This is a genomic window from Arthrobacter sp. 05T442, assembly GCF_056395945.1.
On the sequence record NZ_JBFTKM010000003.1, the window covers coordinates 290,866 to 305,426 of the forward strand.

Below are 14,561 nucleotides of genomic sequence, written 5' to 3' on the forward strand. Positions count from 1 at the left end.
CGCGCCCTTCACGACGCCGTCCCTGCGGGAACGATGCGCCGGATGGAGGTCAGGTTGGAGTATTGCTCCCAAGCGTCACGGATCTGGATGGTCTTGCCGGGCACCGGGGCGTCGATCGCCTTTCCGTTGCCGAGGTAGATGGAAACGTGGTTGCCGCCGAAGCTCACCAGCAGGTCGCCGGGTTTGGCCTCAGCGAGGGAGGCCACCGGCGTGCCCTGGCGCATCTGATCGCTGACCACGCGCGGAATATCGACGCCCAGGTCCTTGAAGACCCGCTGGGTGAATCCTGAGCAGTCCATGCCGGTCGCCGGGTTGGTGCCACCCCAGACGTACGGCACGCCGATGTACTTCTTGGCCATCGCCACTACGTCGTTACCCGTGGCCGCGCCAGCCGCGGGGGCGGTGCCGGGGACGGTGGCCGGTGCGGTAATGCCCTTGAGCGCGGTTCCCAACGCCGTCGTGCTTCCCAGTCCCAGCCCGTCCGTGAGGGAGGAGGCATCCGTTCCTGTCGTGCCGCCCAAGGCCACGGTGAGCGCCTGGGTGAAGGAAGCGGCGTTATCGCTGCCGGTTCCGGTCGCGAGGGAAGATACCGCGGCGGCTTTCACGGCTGTAGCAGCTGTTTCGGTGGCCGGAGGGCGGGTCAATTCGGCAATCATGGACTGGATGCCCTGCATCCTGCCGATCGCTTCGGTCATGCTCATGACTTCACCTGCGGTTCGTCCCGGTGCCACATGGTGGAAGCAATCTCGTCCAGCGCCGACTGTTCGGCGCGCAGGTCCTCGGTGTTGACCTCGGCGTTGTGCCGGGCTTGCAGCTTTTCGAGTCCCACCGAGCGGGTCCGGGCGGCGATGAACTCCTCGCGGGCGGCGGCTTCATCGGTTTCGGCAAGACGAGCGAGGTTCTGCAGGTCCGCCAGCATGCTGTGCGAGGAGGACCGGGCGGCCGCAACGGCACGCAGGGAGGCCGAGCTCGAGATGGGGTCGTCGGTCGCGGACAGCTCGCGGCGGGCGGCGGTTTCCCGGGCCCGCACGGAGCTGGAGCGTGAGCGGGCGCGGGCCAGCCCGGTTGCGGCCTGGTCCTGCTGGAGCTGGCGGAGGCGCAGGAGGCCTGCCAGTGAGAATTGGCGGTTCATGCTGCTGCTCCCAGGATCGACGTGAGGTTCTCGAGCCGCAGCCACGACTCGGGGTGGGCGGTGGATTCCCCCATCGGCTGCTGCAGGAAGCTGTTCACGTCCTGCTCGTGGTTCAGGGCGGCGTCCACCAACGGGTTGGTGCCCGCCTGGTAGGCGCCGACGTCGATCAGGTCCTGCGCGGCCTTCCGGGCCGCAAGCACCCGGCGCAGCGAGGCCGCGGCCTCAAGGTGGGGCCGGGAGTTGACCTTTGTGGCGACGCGCGACACGGATCCCAGCACGTCCACGGACGGGAAGTGCCCGGTCACGGCGAGCTTGCGGTCCAGCACCACGTGCCCGTCCAGGATGGACCGGGCGGCGTCGGCGATCGGTTCGTTGTGGTCATCGCCGTCCACCAGCACGGTGTAGATGCCGGTGACGGACCCCGTTTCGGCGGTGCCGGCGCGTTCCAGCAGCCGCGCCAGGATGGAGAAGGTCGACGGCGGGTAGCCGCGGGTGGCCGGGGGCTCCCCGGCGGAGAGGCCGATCTCGCGCTGGGCCATGGCGACGCGGGTGAGCGAGTCCATCATGAGGACGACGTCTTGCCCCTCGTCGCGGAAGGATTCGGCAATGCGGGTGGCGGTGAAGGCCGCGCGCATGCGCATCAGGGCGGGCTCATCCGAGGTGGCGACGACGACGACCGAGCGCGCCAGGCCGGCCGCTCCGAGGTCGTCCTCCAGGAATTCCCGGACTTCGCGGCCGCGCTCCCCCACGAGGGCGATCACCGAGACTTCGGCGTCCGTGCCGCGGGCGATCATGGAGAGCAGGGACGACTTTCCCACGCCTGACCCGGCGAAGAGTCCCATGCGCTGGCCTTTGCCAAGCGTCGTCATGGTGTCCAGCACCCGGACGCCGGTCTGGAGTGCGGTGTCGATGCGGGCGCGCTTCATGGCGTTCGGGGCTTCGTTGTCGATCGGTACCCGGGGGCCGCTGGTGAGCGGGCCCTTGCCGTCGATGGGCCGTCCGAGCCCGTCAATGACGCGGCCGAAGAGCCCCCGTCCGGTGGGGACCAGCACGGCGCTGCCCTTGGTCCGGACCGGGTCCCCTGCTGCCACTCCGGCGAGCCGGCCCAGCGGCATGCAGCGCACGGAGCCCTCGAGCGCGGCGACGACTTCGGCGTCGAGGCCGGGGTTCTCCCCCACCGTCACGAGGTCGCCCAGGGCGCAGTCCAGTCCCGACACTTCCAGGCCCAGGCCCATAACGGAGGTCACGACGCCGACCCGCTGGGGTGCCGCGGCGGCGAGGGCGGCGGCGTAGTCGGCACCTTTGGGGCGCCACTGGTCGATCATGCGGGTTCTCCGGCTACGCGGTCGTCCCATTGCTCTCCCAGGAGGGCTGCGCGGGCGCGGGCCAGGGCACTTCCGAGGCTCGCATCGAGCCAGCCCTGCTGGTATTCGACTATGGCGTCACCGCGGCTCAGCGACGGGTCCGCCATGAGCGGCAGGCCTGCGGGCAGGTCCTGGCCTTCCTTCGCAAGGACTGCAATGTCCGCCGGGTGCAGCCGGATCGCCAGGACCGTCGCGGCATCGTTTCCGGAGAGGGCCCGGTCCAGGGCGGCGCGTGCCGTCCGGGTGCCGTCGGCGAGTTCATAGCCGAGGATGGCCTCGGCGAGTTCCAATGCGGTGCGGGCAAGGATCTCTTCGGTCTCGTGCAGGGCCTGCACATTGCGGTGCGCGAAATCGTTCCGGGCGACGGACAGTGCGCGCACGGCGCGGTCCAGGTCCTGCTGTCCGGCGGCCAGGGAAGATGCCTGTTCGGCGGCCATCCTGTCCCGCCAGCGGCGCTGTTCCTTGGCGGCCGCGCGGACGCCGGCCGCGTAGCCTGCGGCATGGCCTTCGGTGTAGCCGGCCTGCTCGGCGGCCGGACCGCTCGCGCGCAGCGAGGGGAAGACGATCCGCGCCGGGGCGCTGTCAGTAGACATAATCCTCTTCGTCCCCACGCTGGATGGTGATCTGGCCATCGGCGTCGAGCTCGCGCATCGACCGGACGACGGCGGCGCGGGCCTCCTCGATCTGCGAGGTGCGCAACGGCCCCAGGGCTGCAATCTCGGATTCGAGGATCTCCAGGTTGCGGCCGGAGACGTTGGTGGTGATGGTTTCCAGGACGGTTTCCGACGCTCCCTTCATGGCGACTGCCAGCACGGCCGTGTCCAGACCGCGGAGGACAAGCTGGACGTCGCGGCGTTCCAGCTTCACGATGTCCTCGAATGTCACCATTTGGGCCCGGATCTCCACGGCGAGTTCCGGATCCAGCAGGTCCAGTCCGTCCAGCACGGAACGCTCCGTGCCGGCGTCGGTCCGGTTGATGATTTCCAGCAACGGCTGGATGCCGCCCACCACCTTGGAGGCCTGCTGCGAGACGGCGGCGCCGCCGCGCAGCTTCAGGGTCTCCGCCACGATCCCGATCGCTTCGGGCGCGCCGGAACCCATTGTGGCGATGCTGAGGGCGACGTCGGCCCGCAGGGACCCCGGCAGCCCCGACATCACCGCTGATGCCTTCCGGGGGCTGAGGTGCGCAAGGACCAGCGCGATGGTCTGCGGCAGCTCCCCGTCGATCAGGGCGAGGATCTGCACGGGTTCAATGTCTTCGAGAAATTCGAAGGACCTGCCGGCCATGTTGACGGTCAGTCGGTTGATCAGTCCGGCGGCCTTTTCGGATCCGAAGGACGCCGCGAGCAGGCCCTCGGCGAGTTCCCGGCCGCCTCGCGCCTGCCGGGGACTGGACAGCGCGGCGTGGTGGAAATCCTTCATGATCTGCTCGGCGACGTCCGAATCCACTTTGCGGAGCTTGACGATCTCCGCCGCGATTTCCTCGGCCTCGGAGTCCGTCAACTGGGCCATGACCTTGGCAGCGTTCGCCGGGCTCATCTGCATGAGGACGACGGCGGCACGCTGCGTGCCGGTCAGGGTCGAGTCGGCTGTTTTCATACCGGCTGCCTGTCTTCCATGAGGCTGCGGAGGTAGTCGGCGGCCTTTTCCGGGTTCGCGGCGACCATGCTGTCGATCTCAAAGCGGCGGCGCTCGGACTCGATCTGCTCGGGCGGGGGCCCCGGCAGCGGCCGCGGCGGCAGCGGCGGCAACGCAGTCATGGGGATCGCCGACGTCGCAGGCGCGGCGGCCGGAAGCGCCGAGACGGCGGGCATGACCGGCATCATTTCCAGGTCCAGGCGTTCGCCCAGGTCCACGGGTTCGCGCTTCTGCCGGCGGCGCAGGACGATCGTGATGATCAGCGCCAGGATCAGCAGTCCCAGCAGGATGCTGCCGGCGGTGATCAGCGTTCCGAAGAACTCCGACTGCTTTTGGGCTTCGGCGTCGGCTTTCGCCGCGGCGAGCGCCTTCGCGGCGTCGTCGGCGGCCGCGGTGCTGAAGGGCACGACCTCAACCGTGACGACGTCGCCGCGGGTCTTGTCGATTCCGGCAGCGGAGGTGACCAGTGAGGTCAGCGAGGCGAGGTTCAGTCCCCCGGCGGCGGACTGGTTGACGGCCACGGAAATGGTCTGGCGCTTCACGGCCCCGGCCGGGATGACACGGTCTTCGGTGACCTTGTTCACGGCGTTGTTCTTCGTGGCGGTGGTGGAATCGAAGTTGCCGTTTCCGCTCGTTCCGCCGGGCACCGCGATGTTGTCGGGGCCGAGGACCCCTGCGGCCCCTCCCCCGGATCCGGTGTACTTCTCGGTCTTGGAAGACTCGCTGAGCGGAAGCGCCCCGTCCGTGTTGGAGAAGGTTTCGCTCTTCTGCTGCGCGGATTCGCCGGTGACGTCTGCGGCCACCGCAACAGTGGAGTTGCCGGGGCCCACCACGCGGTCCAGGACAGCCTTCACGGCGTCGGACGTGCGGTTCTGGTAGTCGGTGGCCTGTTTCGTGGACGAACCTGCGGCGGCGCCGCCGACCGTGGAGAGCACGTTGCCCTGGGAGTCGACGACTGAGACGTTGGTGGGCTTGAGGTTCTCAATGGCGGCCGAGGTGAGGTGGACGATTGCCTGCACCTTGTCGCTCGAGAGGGTGGTCCCGGCGGCAGTCTCAACAAACACCGAGGCCGTGGTGTCCGGCGTCTTGGACACGAAGACGGTCTTTTCCGGGATGGCCAGGCGGACAGCGGCGGTCTTGACGCCGTCCATGGCCGAGATCGTGCTGGCAAGTTCGCCTTCGAGCGCCCGCTTGTAGGTGACCGACTGCTGGAATTCAGAGGAGGTCACACCCATTTTGTCCAGCAGGGAGTACCCGGTGGCGGCGGCCGTCGGGAGGCCGGCGGCGGCGGCCTTGAGGCGCTCGTCGTAGACCTTCTCCTGCGGGACCAGGATGGTGGCGCCCCCGTCGCTCAGCTCGTAGGGGATGTTGTCCTTCTTGAGCTGGTCCACGATGCCGCTAGCATCGGCGCTCTTGAGGCCGGAGAACAGGGGTGTCAAGGCAGGGCGCGTGAGCCAGGCCGACAGGGCCACGATGCCCACGACCAGCAGGGCTGCGCCGATCACGGCGATGGTGCGCTGGCCGGCGGAGAAGCCCTTGAGCCCGATGCCGAACCGCTGGAAGAAGCCAGTAATCTGCGGAGGCATCAGGCTTGCATCCTCATGATCTCGTTGAACGCGTCAACACCCTTGTTGCGCATGGATGCCACCAGTTCCAGGGTCACTTGTGCCCGGGTGGCCGCGATGGTGGCGTTTTGGATGTCGTCCAGGTTGCCGGTGACGGCCGAGACGGCGAGCTGGTTCGACGTCGACTGCAGCTGCTGGAGGTTATCCACTGCACCGGAGAGGGAGGCGGCGAAGCCGGAGCCGTCCGTGCCGGTGGCGGGGCTGGTCCCGGAGATGTAGTCCGTGGGCAGAACCCCCTGGACGGGGGCGATCGGGGAAATAGGCATCAGGATTTTCCAATCTCAAGGGCCGCCATGTAGGTCTCGCGGGCGCGGTCGACCACCTGTGCGTTGGCTTGGTAGCCGCGCTGGGCGACGATGAGCGCGCCCATCTGTTCGGCCATGTCGATGTCCGGGTACTTCACGTTGCCGTTGGCATCCGCCAGGGGGTGGTCCGGCTGGTAGACGATCCGGCCGGTGCCGCTGCCCAGCGGGGTGCTCTTGACGTACACGCCGGTGCCCTCGGAGCCTTCGGCGGCTTCGACGTACTTGGCCTGGAAAGCGGGCCCGGACGTGCGGGACACGTTGTTCATGTTGGCGAGGTTGTCCGAGACGGCGTCAAGCCACTTGCGGTGCACTGTCAGGGCTGAGCCGGCGATGCCGATTGCGTCGAAAGTCATCAGCTCGTCCTCATGGCGGCGCGGTCGGCGGTGAACTCGTTCGTGACGGCCCGTGCGGCGAACTGGAAGCGCAGCACGGTGTCGATGTTGGACAGCGTTTCGGTGTCCAGGTTGACGTTGTTGCCGTTCAGCTGGGTGGGTTCCAGGGACGCCGCCGTGGTGGCCTGGACATGGCCATCGCCTGACTGTACCGACTGCGCCAGGGCGTCCTCGAAGCTGACGCGCTGCGCGTGGTAGTTCGGCGTGTTGACGTTCGCGATGTTGTTCGCGATAGTCCGCTGGCGCAGTGACAGCCCGTTCAAGGCGCTGGTCAAAGCGGCGGAGGTCACGGATTCGAGCACAGTGTCCTGCCTGGGAAAGGTGGGGTGTGGCCGATCCGTGGCCGAAATGCGAGCGATCCGTGCTCTTACAGTGGTTATCGGCACTGGTCAGCGCCGCGTTAGGGGAAATATGAAACGAGTTTTTCGGGTTCTTCGGAGCCCGGTCTTCTCAGCCGTGCACGTCTAGATAGACAGCCCGGGAGGGCTCGGCGACACCGGGGACAGCGGACACGGCCTGCAGCTGCCGGGAGACGTCGTTCCGGACATCTTCCAGCCGGCGCGCGACCCGTTCCTGCGCGGCTGCGAGGGCGACGGCGCGACGGCGGGCTTCCGCGGGGAGGGGGCCGGCCAGCGACGGCGGAGCCCAGCGTTTTTCCGGCCGGGGTTCCGCCGCGAACCCCGCGGGGCCGGCGAGGGGGCCCAGCGGATCTTTCAGGGTGCGTTCGGCGGCCTGGACGGCCATTTCGAGCACGTCCAGGACAACCGTCCAGGCGGCCAGGGTGGTGTCCGTTTGCTCAGCCAAAACCGAGGCTCCCGCCACCGGTTCCGGGCTGGGTGTTCCAGGCCCCGGTTCCCGCGAAGGCAGGCGTCGCCGCCGGAGCCGTGAATGCCGGCGTTGCCGCGGGGGCCGGAGCCGCCGCGGCGGCCTCATGCCAGGCCTGGCGCAAGGGCTCGAGCAGGTCGATCGCTTCCCTGGTCAGGGCCGGGTTGCGCTGGATGTTGGCGTTGACCAGCGCCGTGGCGGCGTAGTTGTAGATCCCCAGGAGTCCGTCGGCGCCGTCCCAGGTGTCAGTCCTCAGGGACGAGGACAGTTCGGTGATGATGGCCTGCGCGTGGATGAGGTTCTCTGAGGCGACGGACCAGTTCGCTGCTTCCTGGGCCGCTTGGGCCCGGCCGAGGTCCAGCAGGAGCCGGTCGTAGAGCATGGTCAGGAGTCGGGCCGGCGGGGCAGAGAGAACCGAGTCTGCGAGGTACTGGTTGCGCTGGGCGGCATTGCCGTAGCCGAAGGGGGTGCTGGTCATGCTCCGCTGCTTCCTGAAGTGGCTCCGCCCAGCTGGGCCGTCAGCCAGGATGATTGTGCCTTCATGCCGCTGAGCGCGACTTCCAAGGCGGAATAGGTCTGCTGGAGGGTAGCTCGCCGCATGGCCAGCCGTTCGTCCCAGCTGGCGATCTGGTTGTTGATGTCCTTGGCGTCGGACTGCTGCCCGAGGATCTTGGTTGTCAGCAGCCCGGTCGTGGGATCCGAGGCCTGCTTGGCGGCGTCCGCCACGCGGCCGGCAATGACCCCGACGGCGGCCATGGTTGCGGTGGGGTCCTTCGCCATGGCGTCGGCGAATTTGGCGGAATCGAACTGCATGGTTCCGGTCTTCGTCAGCACGATGCCGATCTCGGACGGGGACCGTCCGTTGACGGGCTGCGACGCTGCGCTGAGGATGGCGTCATTCACCGAACGGACCGTGCTGTCGCCGGTGAAGGGACCGCCGGACGTGATCGGATTACCCGCACCATCCGTACTAGCCACCACGGTGCTCTTGGTCGAGATTTGGGCCAGGACAGTGTTGACGGCGCCCACCAGGTCCGAGGCTGTCTTACTGATCTGGTCCGAGTCCCGCGCGACGGCAACGTGCACCGGGGTGGCGGAAACCTCTGAAACCGTCAGCGAGACGCCAGCCATGATGGCGTCGAATTTATTCGACGAGGAGGTGATCGGCTGTTCAAGCCCGGGGACGCCTGCCCACAGCCTGATTTTCGCGTCCTGGGCGGTCTTCACATCGGTCAAGGCCGCGGCCGTACCGTCCGGGTTGCCGATCGTAAAAGCGGCGGCGCTGCCGGTCGTCGTCGAGGTGAACTGGAGCCGGAACTGTCCTCCGCCCACCGAAACTTTGCTGGCCGTCACTCCGGCACCGGCCGTGTTGACGGCCGCTACGACGTCGTCCATCGAGGTGCTGGCCGGGGTAACTGTGACGGTCTTACCCCCGCTGTTGATGGTCATCGTGGAAAATGGCCACGCCGTCATCGCTTGGCTTACTGAGACCTGCCCGCCAGCCAACTGATCCACGGTGAAGTCCAGGGATCCCGAGCTGGCGCCCGCACCGACCGTCGTGGTGACAGATACGGAGCTACTCGTCGCGGAGTAGAGGTCGAGGGCGTTGGGCAGAGCCACCTTCGAGGCCTTGGACGCGAGGTCGGCCACGCTGGCATTCAGGCCCTGAAACGCCGAGATGCTGGACTGCACATCCGCCACCCGGCTCTTCAGCTGGGCCTGCGGCACCGCCTCGAGGGTCATCAAGGAGTTGATCAGGCTGGTGGTGTCCAGCCCGCTGGACAGGCCGTCGATGGAGAGTCCCACGATTCACAACTCCTTTGAAAAAATTGACATCTGGGCTGGAGGTCGCCCGGTGCTGCTTAGCGCCCGGGGAGGTTTCCCTCCCCGGGCGCTAAGAGCTTTCCTGAACTACCTGGCGTGAGGAATCAGCGGACTGATTCCTGGTCTACGACCTAGCGGAGCAGCTGCAGGACACCCTGGCCGGTCTGGTTGGCCTGCGCCAGCATGGCCGTGCCCGCCTGGGACAGGATGTTGTTGCGGGTGAACTTGACCATTTCCTCAGCCATGTCCGTGTCGCGGATACGGGAGTTGGAAGCGGTCAGGTTTTCCTTGGCCACGTTGATTGTCTGAACGGCAGACTCGAGACGGTTCTGCGATGCACCGAGGGATGCACGAGCAGTGGAGACGTTGGTGATTTGACCCGTCACAAGCTCGATGGACTGCTGCGCTGTCGCGGCCGTCGAGAAGTCTAGAGCCACACCGCCGTTCGTCGACGACCCCTTTTGGGCGAGGGCGGTCCCGGACTTGGCCGTCACGGTTACGCTTCCAAAATTGCCGGACGCATTGGATTCGATTTTGACGCCGGTCGCCGCAGCTTCACTCACAGTGAAATCGGCGCCAAGCGCTGTCGAGAACTTTGCGGCGATGGCGGCCTGGGTGGCCTCGCTTCCGTCCAAAGTGACGTCTACACTCTTCCCGCCTGCCTGGGAAACCGTGTAGACGCCTGTGCTTGGTGCGGTGAACTTCACACCGTCAATCGAACTCTTCGCCGGCAGCGCAAGCCCATTCGCGTCGAGACCCTTGAGAGCGTTGGCGATTTTTGAGACGTTTGCGGCCGAGAGATCAACCGAAATCTGGCTGGCCGCGTCACCGTTGGCCCCGACTTGGAAGTTCATCGGGTTCGTGGCGTTCCTCGAGCCGTCCAACAGCTGAGCACCATTGAAGTTGGTGGACTTTCCAATCCGATCCAGCTCCGAAACAAGGCTGTCGGCCTCGGTCTTGATGGCGTTGCGGGAGTCGGCGTTGTTGGTGTCGTTGGCGCCCTGAACGCTCAGGTCGCGCAGGCGCTGCAGGATGGACTGCGTCTGGCTCAGGCCGCCTTCAGCGGTCTGGACTGCGCCGATGCCGTCCTGGGCGTTACGAGCGGCAACCGTCAGCCCACCGATCTGGGACTTCAGGCCCTCGGACAGCGCCAGGCCGGCCGCGTCGTCGCCGGCACGGTTGATGCGCAGGCCGCTGGAAAGCTTCTCCAGCGACTTGGACAGGTCGTTCTGGGTGTTGCTGAGGTTGCGGTACGCGTTGTTCGCAGCCAGGTTGGTGTTGATCTGCATTCCCATGATGTTTCCTCCATGATGTGGGACGGTGTGCGATGGCCCATCCATGGGCCTTCAGGAGTAGTTATCGCCCGGCGGACAAGTCAGGTAAGGGGAATCCGAAAAATGTTTTCCCAGTTCACGAGATCCGGCCCCGCGCGCTAGGACTGCCCTTTTATCCGCTTTATTCCCGCTAACGCATGGCGCGGACTGGCCGATAGTTTCTACGAACCCTGCTGTTGGCTGAGTCGTCCGCACGATTGAATAGCCGCGCCGGCACCACCGCACCTGTCAACCGCTACACACTTATGAGGGAGCCGTCCAGAACATGGCCATCCACGAACTTTCAGCCCTGCTGTGGCGGGAGCGTGAACTTCTGGACGTTCTCACTTTCAAACTGGAAGAAGAGCAGCTGCTCCTCACCTCCGGCAAGTCACGCTGGCTGGCGCACGGCACCAAGGAAGTCGAGCAGGTCCTCGAGCACCTCTTCAAGGCGAGCCTCGCGCGGACCATCGAAGCCGCCGTCGTCGCCGAAACCTGGGGCCTGCCCTCGGACGCTTCACTCGGCGAGCTGGCTGCGGCCGCCCCGGAGGGCGCCTGGTCCGAGGTCCTGACCGCGCACCTGACCGCCCTGACCCGCCAGACGGCCCTCATCAAGGAGTTGCGCGACTCCAACGAGCAGTACCTGCGCACCGCGGTCCGCTCCACCCAGGAGTCCCTTGCCGATCTGCGGCCCGCCGCAGCCGCCGGCACGTACGATGCCCAGGGCAAGACCGGGGAAACCGCAGGCTCCCGCCTTTTCGACAAGCAATTCTAAGGAAGCGACCATGAGCACCTTTGGCGCCCTGAATACCGCCTACCGTGGGCTGACGACCGCCCAGCAGGGCATGAATGTCGCCGGCCAGAACATTGCCAACGCCGCTACCGAGGGCTACACCCGGCAACGCGTGCAGCAGTCGGCGCTGGCCACCCCGGCACAGGGGCTCTTCGGCTCCGGCCGGCCGGAGTCCGGCAACGGCGTGTCCGTGGACGGCATCGCCCGGCTGGGCAGCAGCTTCCTGGACGCGGGAGTGCGCTCCGCGGGAGCCCAGGCCGGCTATGCGAGCGCCGTGTCATCCGCCCTCCAGGGGATCGAGGGGATCCTTCAGGAGCCCGGCGAAAACGGCATCTCCTCTGCGTTGCAGGGCTTCTGGTCCGCCTGGCAAGGCGCTTCCAACCAGCCCGACGACTCGGCCGCAAAGGGCCTGGTCCTTCAGGCTGGAAACGACCTTGCCACCAAGATCTCTTCCGCTTACACCGCTTTGGACACGCAGTGGAGCGGGGTCCGGAGCCAGGCCGACGGAGCCGTGCAGGCAGTCAACGCCGCCGCCACGCAGGTGGCCGCCTACAACAGCACCATCCGCTCCACCCTCGCCGCAGGGGGATCGGCTAACGAACTCATCGACGCCCGGGCCAAGCTCACGGAGACCATCTCCCGGCTGACCGGCGCCACTGTCCGGGAACAATCCGACGGCACCGTAGACATCCACGTGGGCGGCAACCCCCTCGTGATGGGTACCTCGGTCAGGGCCCTCGCACTTTCGGGCAGTCAATTGACCGACAAACTCGGGGCTTCCGTGCAGCTTGAATGGGCGGACCGGCCAGGGACCGCAGTAGCCGTTACGGATGGCGAAATCGCCGGGTCCCTCGCCGTGCTGGCCACGTCCGTCAAAGGAGGCCCACTTGCCTCGGCCGCGGACTCGTTCAACCAGTTCGCCAGCCGGCTCGGCGACGCAGTTAACGCGCTCCACTCCGGCGGACGAACGTCCGCCGGTACAGGTGCCGGCGCCTTCTTCAGCTTCTCAGCCACGGATGCCGCCCGCAGCCTGGCCGTAGTCCCCACGGACGCGGCGGGCCTCGGCGTCGGCATCAAGGATGCGGGGAGGCTCGACGGCACTCTCGCCGACAAAATCTCACAGCTCGGCACGGGTGCGAATTCACCGGACAACTTCTGGACCAACGTGGTCACGGGGATCGGTGTGCTCTCACGCGGCGCCCAGCAGCACGAATCGCTCAGCGCCGCGGCCGAATCCTCCGCTCTGGCCGGACGCGCCTCTTCCGCCTCCGTGAGCCTGGACGAGGAAAACGTCAGCCTGCTCACCAACCAGCACGCATACCAGGCAGCGGCAAGAGTCATGACCGCGGTGGATGAAGCGCTCGACGTTCTCATTAACCACACCGGACTGGTAGGAAGGTAGACATGCTGAACCGGGTTACAAACCTGACCATGACCGCGGCGGCCCAGCGCACCCTGCAGGCCCAGCAGTCGAAACTGGCCGGGCTGCAGGACAAGGCCGCAACTCTCAACAAGATCTCGCGCCCTTCGGACGATCCCACTGCCACCGGGGAGGCAATGCAAACCCGGGCCCGACTGGCCGCCAATGCACAGTACGGACGAAACATCGAGGACGGCGGACGCTGGCTCACCGCCGCCGACTCGGCCTTAGGCGACGCCAACAACGTGTTGAACAAGATCCGCGACCTGACCGTCCAGGCCGGCAACGGCGCCCTCAACAAAACGGCCAAGGACGCCATCGCCATCCAGCTGGACGGGCTGAACCAGGACCTGCTCTCCATCGCGAACACCAAGCACCTCGGGCGCAACATCTTTGCCGGCAGCTCGGACACAGCGACCGCCTTCGGCCCGGCGGATCCGTCGGTTTTCAACGGCGTGGCGGACAGCTCGGTGGAACGCCGCATCAGCGCCGACCAGACAATCCGCGTCGATGCGGACGGCTCAAAGATCTTCGGCGCCGGCGACTCGTCGGTCTTCAAGCTCGTCAGCGATATGGCGACCGCACTGCGGGCTGGCTCGGATATCTCTCCGAAGTTGAACGACGTGGACGCCGCCTTGAAAAATGTCATCTCCGGCCGGGCTGAAATCGGAACGCAGCAAGTGCGGCTGGATCGCGCCGGCAACGTCAACACAGAACTGGGGGCCAGTTTGGATGCACAGAAGACCGGCATAGAAAAGGCAGACCTGGGCAGCGTGATCATGGACCTGAAGCTTCAGGAGACCAACTACCAGGTGGCCCTGGCCGCGACGGCGAAGGTCCTGCAGCCCACCCTGATGGACTTCCTCCGATGAACACGGCACTCATCAACACCCCCGTCACATTCACCGCGCCAATGCCGGGATTCGAGAACGTGCATGACTTCGCGCTGCGGAGTGTCGAAGGCGCCCACGGGCTGTTTGCCCTCGAAGCTGGTTCCGCGGCGGTGCGGCTGTTCCTGGCCGACGCAGCCGTATTCGCGCCAAGCTACTCTCCGCCGATTTCGGAAGCCGCACTGGAAGCGCTGGAACTGGAACCGGGAGAGGCGCCACAGCTGCTCGTTGTGCTCAACCACTCCCCCGAATCCACCACGGTCAACCTCATGGCCCCGATCGTGCTCAATCCCGGCACGCGCCGCTGCACCCAGCTCGTCCTGGACGGCCGCGACTACCCGCTCCGGGCCGACCTCGGCTCGCTCTAGCAAACACCGCCGTCAGCCGGCAGCTTGAATCTGTAACGCCGCCGTTACCAGAAGTGGGCGACGTCGATCACGAGGCGGGATCCGGCATCCGGCCCCGCCAAGGCGAACACCCGGAATGGCAGACGGGCGCGGACCCCGATCCCCTGGCTGGTGTAGCCCTCAAAGCTGCCGGCCCAGGCCACCTGCCGGAACGTTTGGTAGCCGGCCACGTTCGCCAATTCCTTCGGATCCGTCGGGGTGTACGTGGCATGGCCCTTGTCGTCATAGGCCGGGGCGTTGACTGTGACCCGGAGGAAGGCCTGGCCCCTCAGTTGGACAGGAAGCCCCGAGCCGTCCTGCACCACCTGGGGGACGTAGCGGACCGTGTATCCCGCAACCGGTCCGTTGAGGTCGATGACCAGGCGGTCAAGGCAGTAGTGCTGCCCGGTCCGGACGTTGACGACGTTGGCCTGGCTCATGGCTGGATCCGCCTTGGCCAGCGAACCCCAGACCAGCCCGCAGTACGGGTCTGCGGCGGCCGGGCCCGCTGAGACCAGCCCCGATCCTATGACCAGCACTATGGCCAGTAGCCACACCCGGAACGTCTTCATCTGGGCCGCCTCCTTGAGTGCCGCGATACCTCAAGAATAGGAGCCTTGGCGGCCCGCGGCGAGGTCGGCGGAAGGATCGCCG

At 66.7% G+C, this 14,561-nt stretch carries 18 protein-coding genes; 4 read left to right on the forward strand and 14 right to left on the reverse strand.

All coding sequences use genetic code 11. The annotated features are described in order from the left end of the window. Positions 1 to 8: 8 nt before the first annotated feature. The 13 genes from AC1DES_RS05890 to AC1DES_RS05950 form a co-directional block, all read right to left on the reverse strand. Positions 9 to 701 (reverse strand): C40 family peptidase, encoded by a 693-nt coding sequence (locus AC1DES_RS05890; protein ID WP_476894751.1) that lies wholly within the window; start codon positions 699 to 701, stop codon positions 9 to 11. After that, a complete protein-coding gene (locus tag AC1DES_RS05895; RefSeq protein WP_476894752.1) occupies positions 698 to 1,132 on the reverse strand; it encodes a flagellar FliJ family protein in 435 nt (144 codons plus the stop codon). The genes AC1DES_RS05890 and AC1DES_RS05895 overlap by 4 nt, the downstream gene beginning before the upstream one ends. Continuing rightward, on the reverse strand, positions 1,129 to 2,457 hold the full coding sequence (locus tag AC1DES_RS05900; protein ID WP_476894753.1) for a FliI/YscN family ATPase: 1,329 nt from the start codon (positions 2,455 to 2,457) through the stop codon (positions 1,129 to 1,131). The genes AC1DES_RS05895 and AC1DES_RS05900 overlap by 4 nt, the downstream gene beginning before the upstream one ends. Next, on the reverse strand, positions 2,454 to 3,089 hold the full coding sequence (locus AC1DES_RS05905; protein ID WP_476894754.1) for a FliH/SctL family protein: 636 nt from the start codon (positions 3,087 to 3,089) through the stop codon (positions 2,454 to 2,456). The genes AC1DES_RS05900 and AC1DES_RS05905 overlap by 4 nt, the downstream gene beginning before the upstream one ends. Further along, positions 3,079 to 4,095 (reverse strand): flagellar motor switch protein FliG, encoded by a 1,017-nt coding sequence (fliG, locus tag AC1DES_RS05910; RefSeq protein ID WP_476894755.1) that lies wholly within the window; start codon positions 4,093 to 4,095, stop codon positions 3,079 to 3,081. The genes AC1DES_RS05905 and fliG overlap by 11 nt, the downstream gene beginning before the upstream one ends. Then, entirely contained in the window at positions 4,092 to 5,720 is a 1,629-nt protein-coding gene (gene fliF / locus AC1DES_RS05915) for a flagellar basal-body MS-ring/collar protein FliF (RefSeq protein WP_476894756.1), read from the reverse strand. Before fliF ends, fliG begins: the two co-directional genes overlap by 4 nt. Further along, complete coding sequence (fliE, locus tag AC1DES_RS05920; protein WP_476894757.1) at positions 5,720 to 6,025, reverse strand: flagellar hook-basal body complex protein FliE; 306 nt, start codon at positions 6,023 to 6,025, stop codon at positions 5,720 to 5,722. The genes fliF and fliE overlap by 1 nt, the downstream gene beginning before the upstream one ends. Then, the gene (locus AC1DES_RS05925; protein WP_476894758.1) at positions 6,025 to 6,417 is read right to left on the reverse strand and encodes a flagellar basal body rod protein FlgC; all 393 of its coding nucleotides are present in this window, start codon (positions 6,415 to 6,417) and stop codon (positions 6,025 to 6,027) included. The genes fliE and AC1DES_RS05925 overlap by 1 nt, the downstream gene beginning before the upstream one ends. Beyond that, positions 6,417 to 6,758, reverse strand: coding sequence for a flagellar basal body rod protein FlgB (locus AC1DES_RS05930; RefSeq protein ID WP_476894759.1), 342 nt, complete (start codon positions 6,756 to 6,758; stop codon positions 6,417 to 6,419). The genes AC1DES_RS05925 and AC1DES_RS05930 overlap by 1 nt, the downstream gene beginning before the upstream one ends. A 148-nt stretch (positions 6,759 to 6,906) precedes the next feature. Further along, positions 6,907 to 7,260: a hypothetical protein gene (locus tag AC1DES_RS05935; protein WP_476894760.1), complete on the reverse strand. Its 354-nt coding sequence runs from the start codon at positions 7,258 to 7,260 to the stop codon at positions 6,907 to 6,909. Next, positions 7,253 to 7,759, reverse strand: coding sequence for a flagellar export chaperone FliS (fliS, locus tag AC1DES_RS05940; protein WP_476894761.1), 507 nt, complete (start codon positions 7,757 to 7,759; stop codon positions 7,253 to 7,255). Before fliS ends, AC1DES_RS05935 begins: the two co-directional genes overlap by 8 nt. After that, entirely contained in the window at positions 7,756 to 9,087 is a 1,332-nt protein-coding gene (gene fliD / locus AC1DES_RS05945) for a flagellar filament capping protein FliD (protein WP_476894762.1), read from the reverse strand. The genes fliS and fliD overlap by 4 nt, the downstream gene beginning before the upstream one ends. Positions 9,088 to 9,236: 149 nt before the next feature. Then, positions 9,237 to 10,400, reverse strand: a complete 1,164-nt coding sequence (locus tag AC1DES_RS05950; protein ID WP_476894763.1) for a flagellin N-terminal helical domain-containing protein — start codon at positions 10,398 to 10,400, stop codon at positions 9,237 to 9,239. Positions 10,401 to 10,704: 304 nt separating this feature from the next. Between AC1DES_RS05950 and AC1DES_RS05955 the strand changes: the two genes are divergently transcribed. Genes AC1DES_RS05955 through AC1DES_RS05970 form a run of 4 tightly spaced genes read left to right on the forward strand, consistent with a single transcriptional unit; the run spans position 10,705 to position 13,889 of the window. Further along, the gene (locus tag AC1DES_RS05955; protein ID WP_476894764.1) at positions 10,705 to 11,193 is read left to right on the forward strand and encodes a flagellar protein FlgN; all 489 of its coding nucleotides are present in this window, start codon (positions 10,705 to 10,707) and stop codon (positions 11,191 to 11,193) included. Positions 11,194 to 11,203: 10 nt separating this feature from the next. Then, the gene (flgK, locus tag AC1DES_RS05960; RefSeq protein WP_476894765.1) at positions 11,204 to 12,613 is read left to right on the forward strand and encodes a flagellar hook-associated protein FlgK; all 1,410 of its coding nucleotides are present in this window, start codon (positions 11,204 to 11,206) and stop codon (positions 12,611 to 12,613) included. A gap of 2 nt (positions 12,614 to 12,615) precedes the next feature. Continuing rightward, the gene (gene flgL, locus AC1DES_RS05965; RefSeq protein WP_476894766.1) at positions 12,616 to 13,503 is read left to right on the forward strand and encodes a flagellar hook-associated protein FlgL; all 888 of its coding nucleotides are present in this window, start codon (positions 12,616 to 12,618) and stop codon (positions 13,501 to 13,503) included. Further along, the gene (locus AC1DES_RS05970; protein WP_476894767.1) at positions 13,500 to 13,889 is read left to right on the forward strand and encodes a flagellar assembly protein FliW; all 390 of its coding nucleotides are present in this window, start codon (positions 13,500 to 13,502) and stop codon (positions 13,887 to 13,889) included. Before flgL ends, AC1DES_RS05970 begins: the two co-directional genes overlap by 4 nt. Positions 13,890 to 13,933: 44 nt before the next feature. Here the strand turns inward: AC1DES_RS05970 and AC1DES_RS05975 are convergent, their stop codons facing one another. After that, positions 13,934 to 14,479, reverse strand: coding sequence for an AMIN-like domain-containing (lipo)protein (locus tag AC1DES_RS05975; protein ID WP_476894768.1), 546 nt, complete (start codon positions 14,477 to 14,479; stop codon positions 13,934 to 13,936). Positions 14,480 to 14,561: the final 82 nt, after the last annotated feature.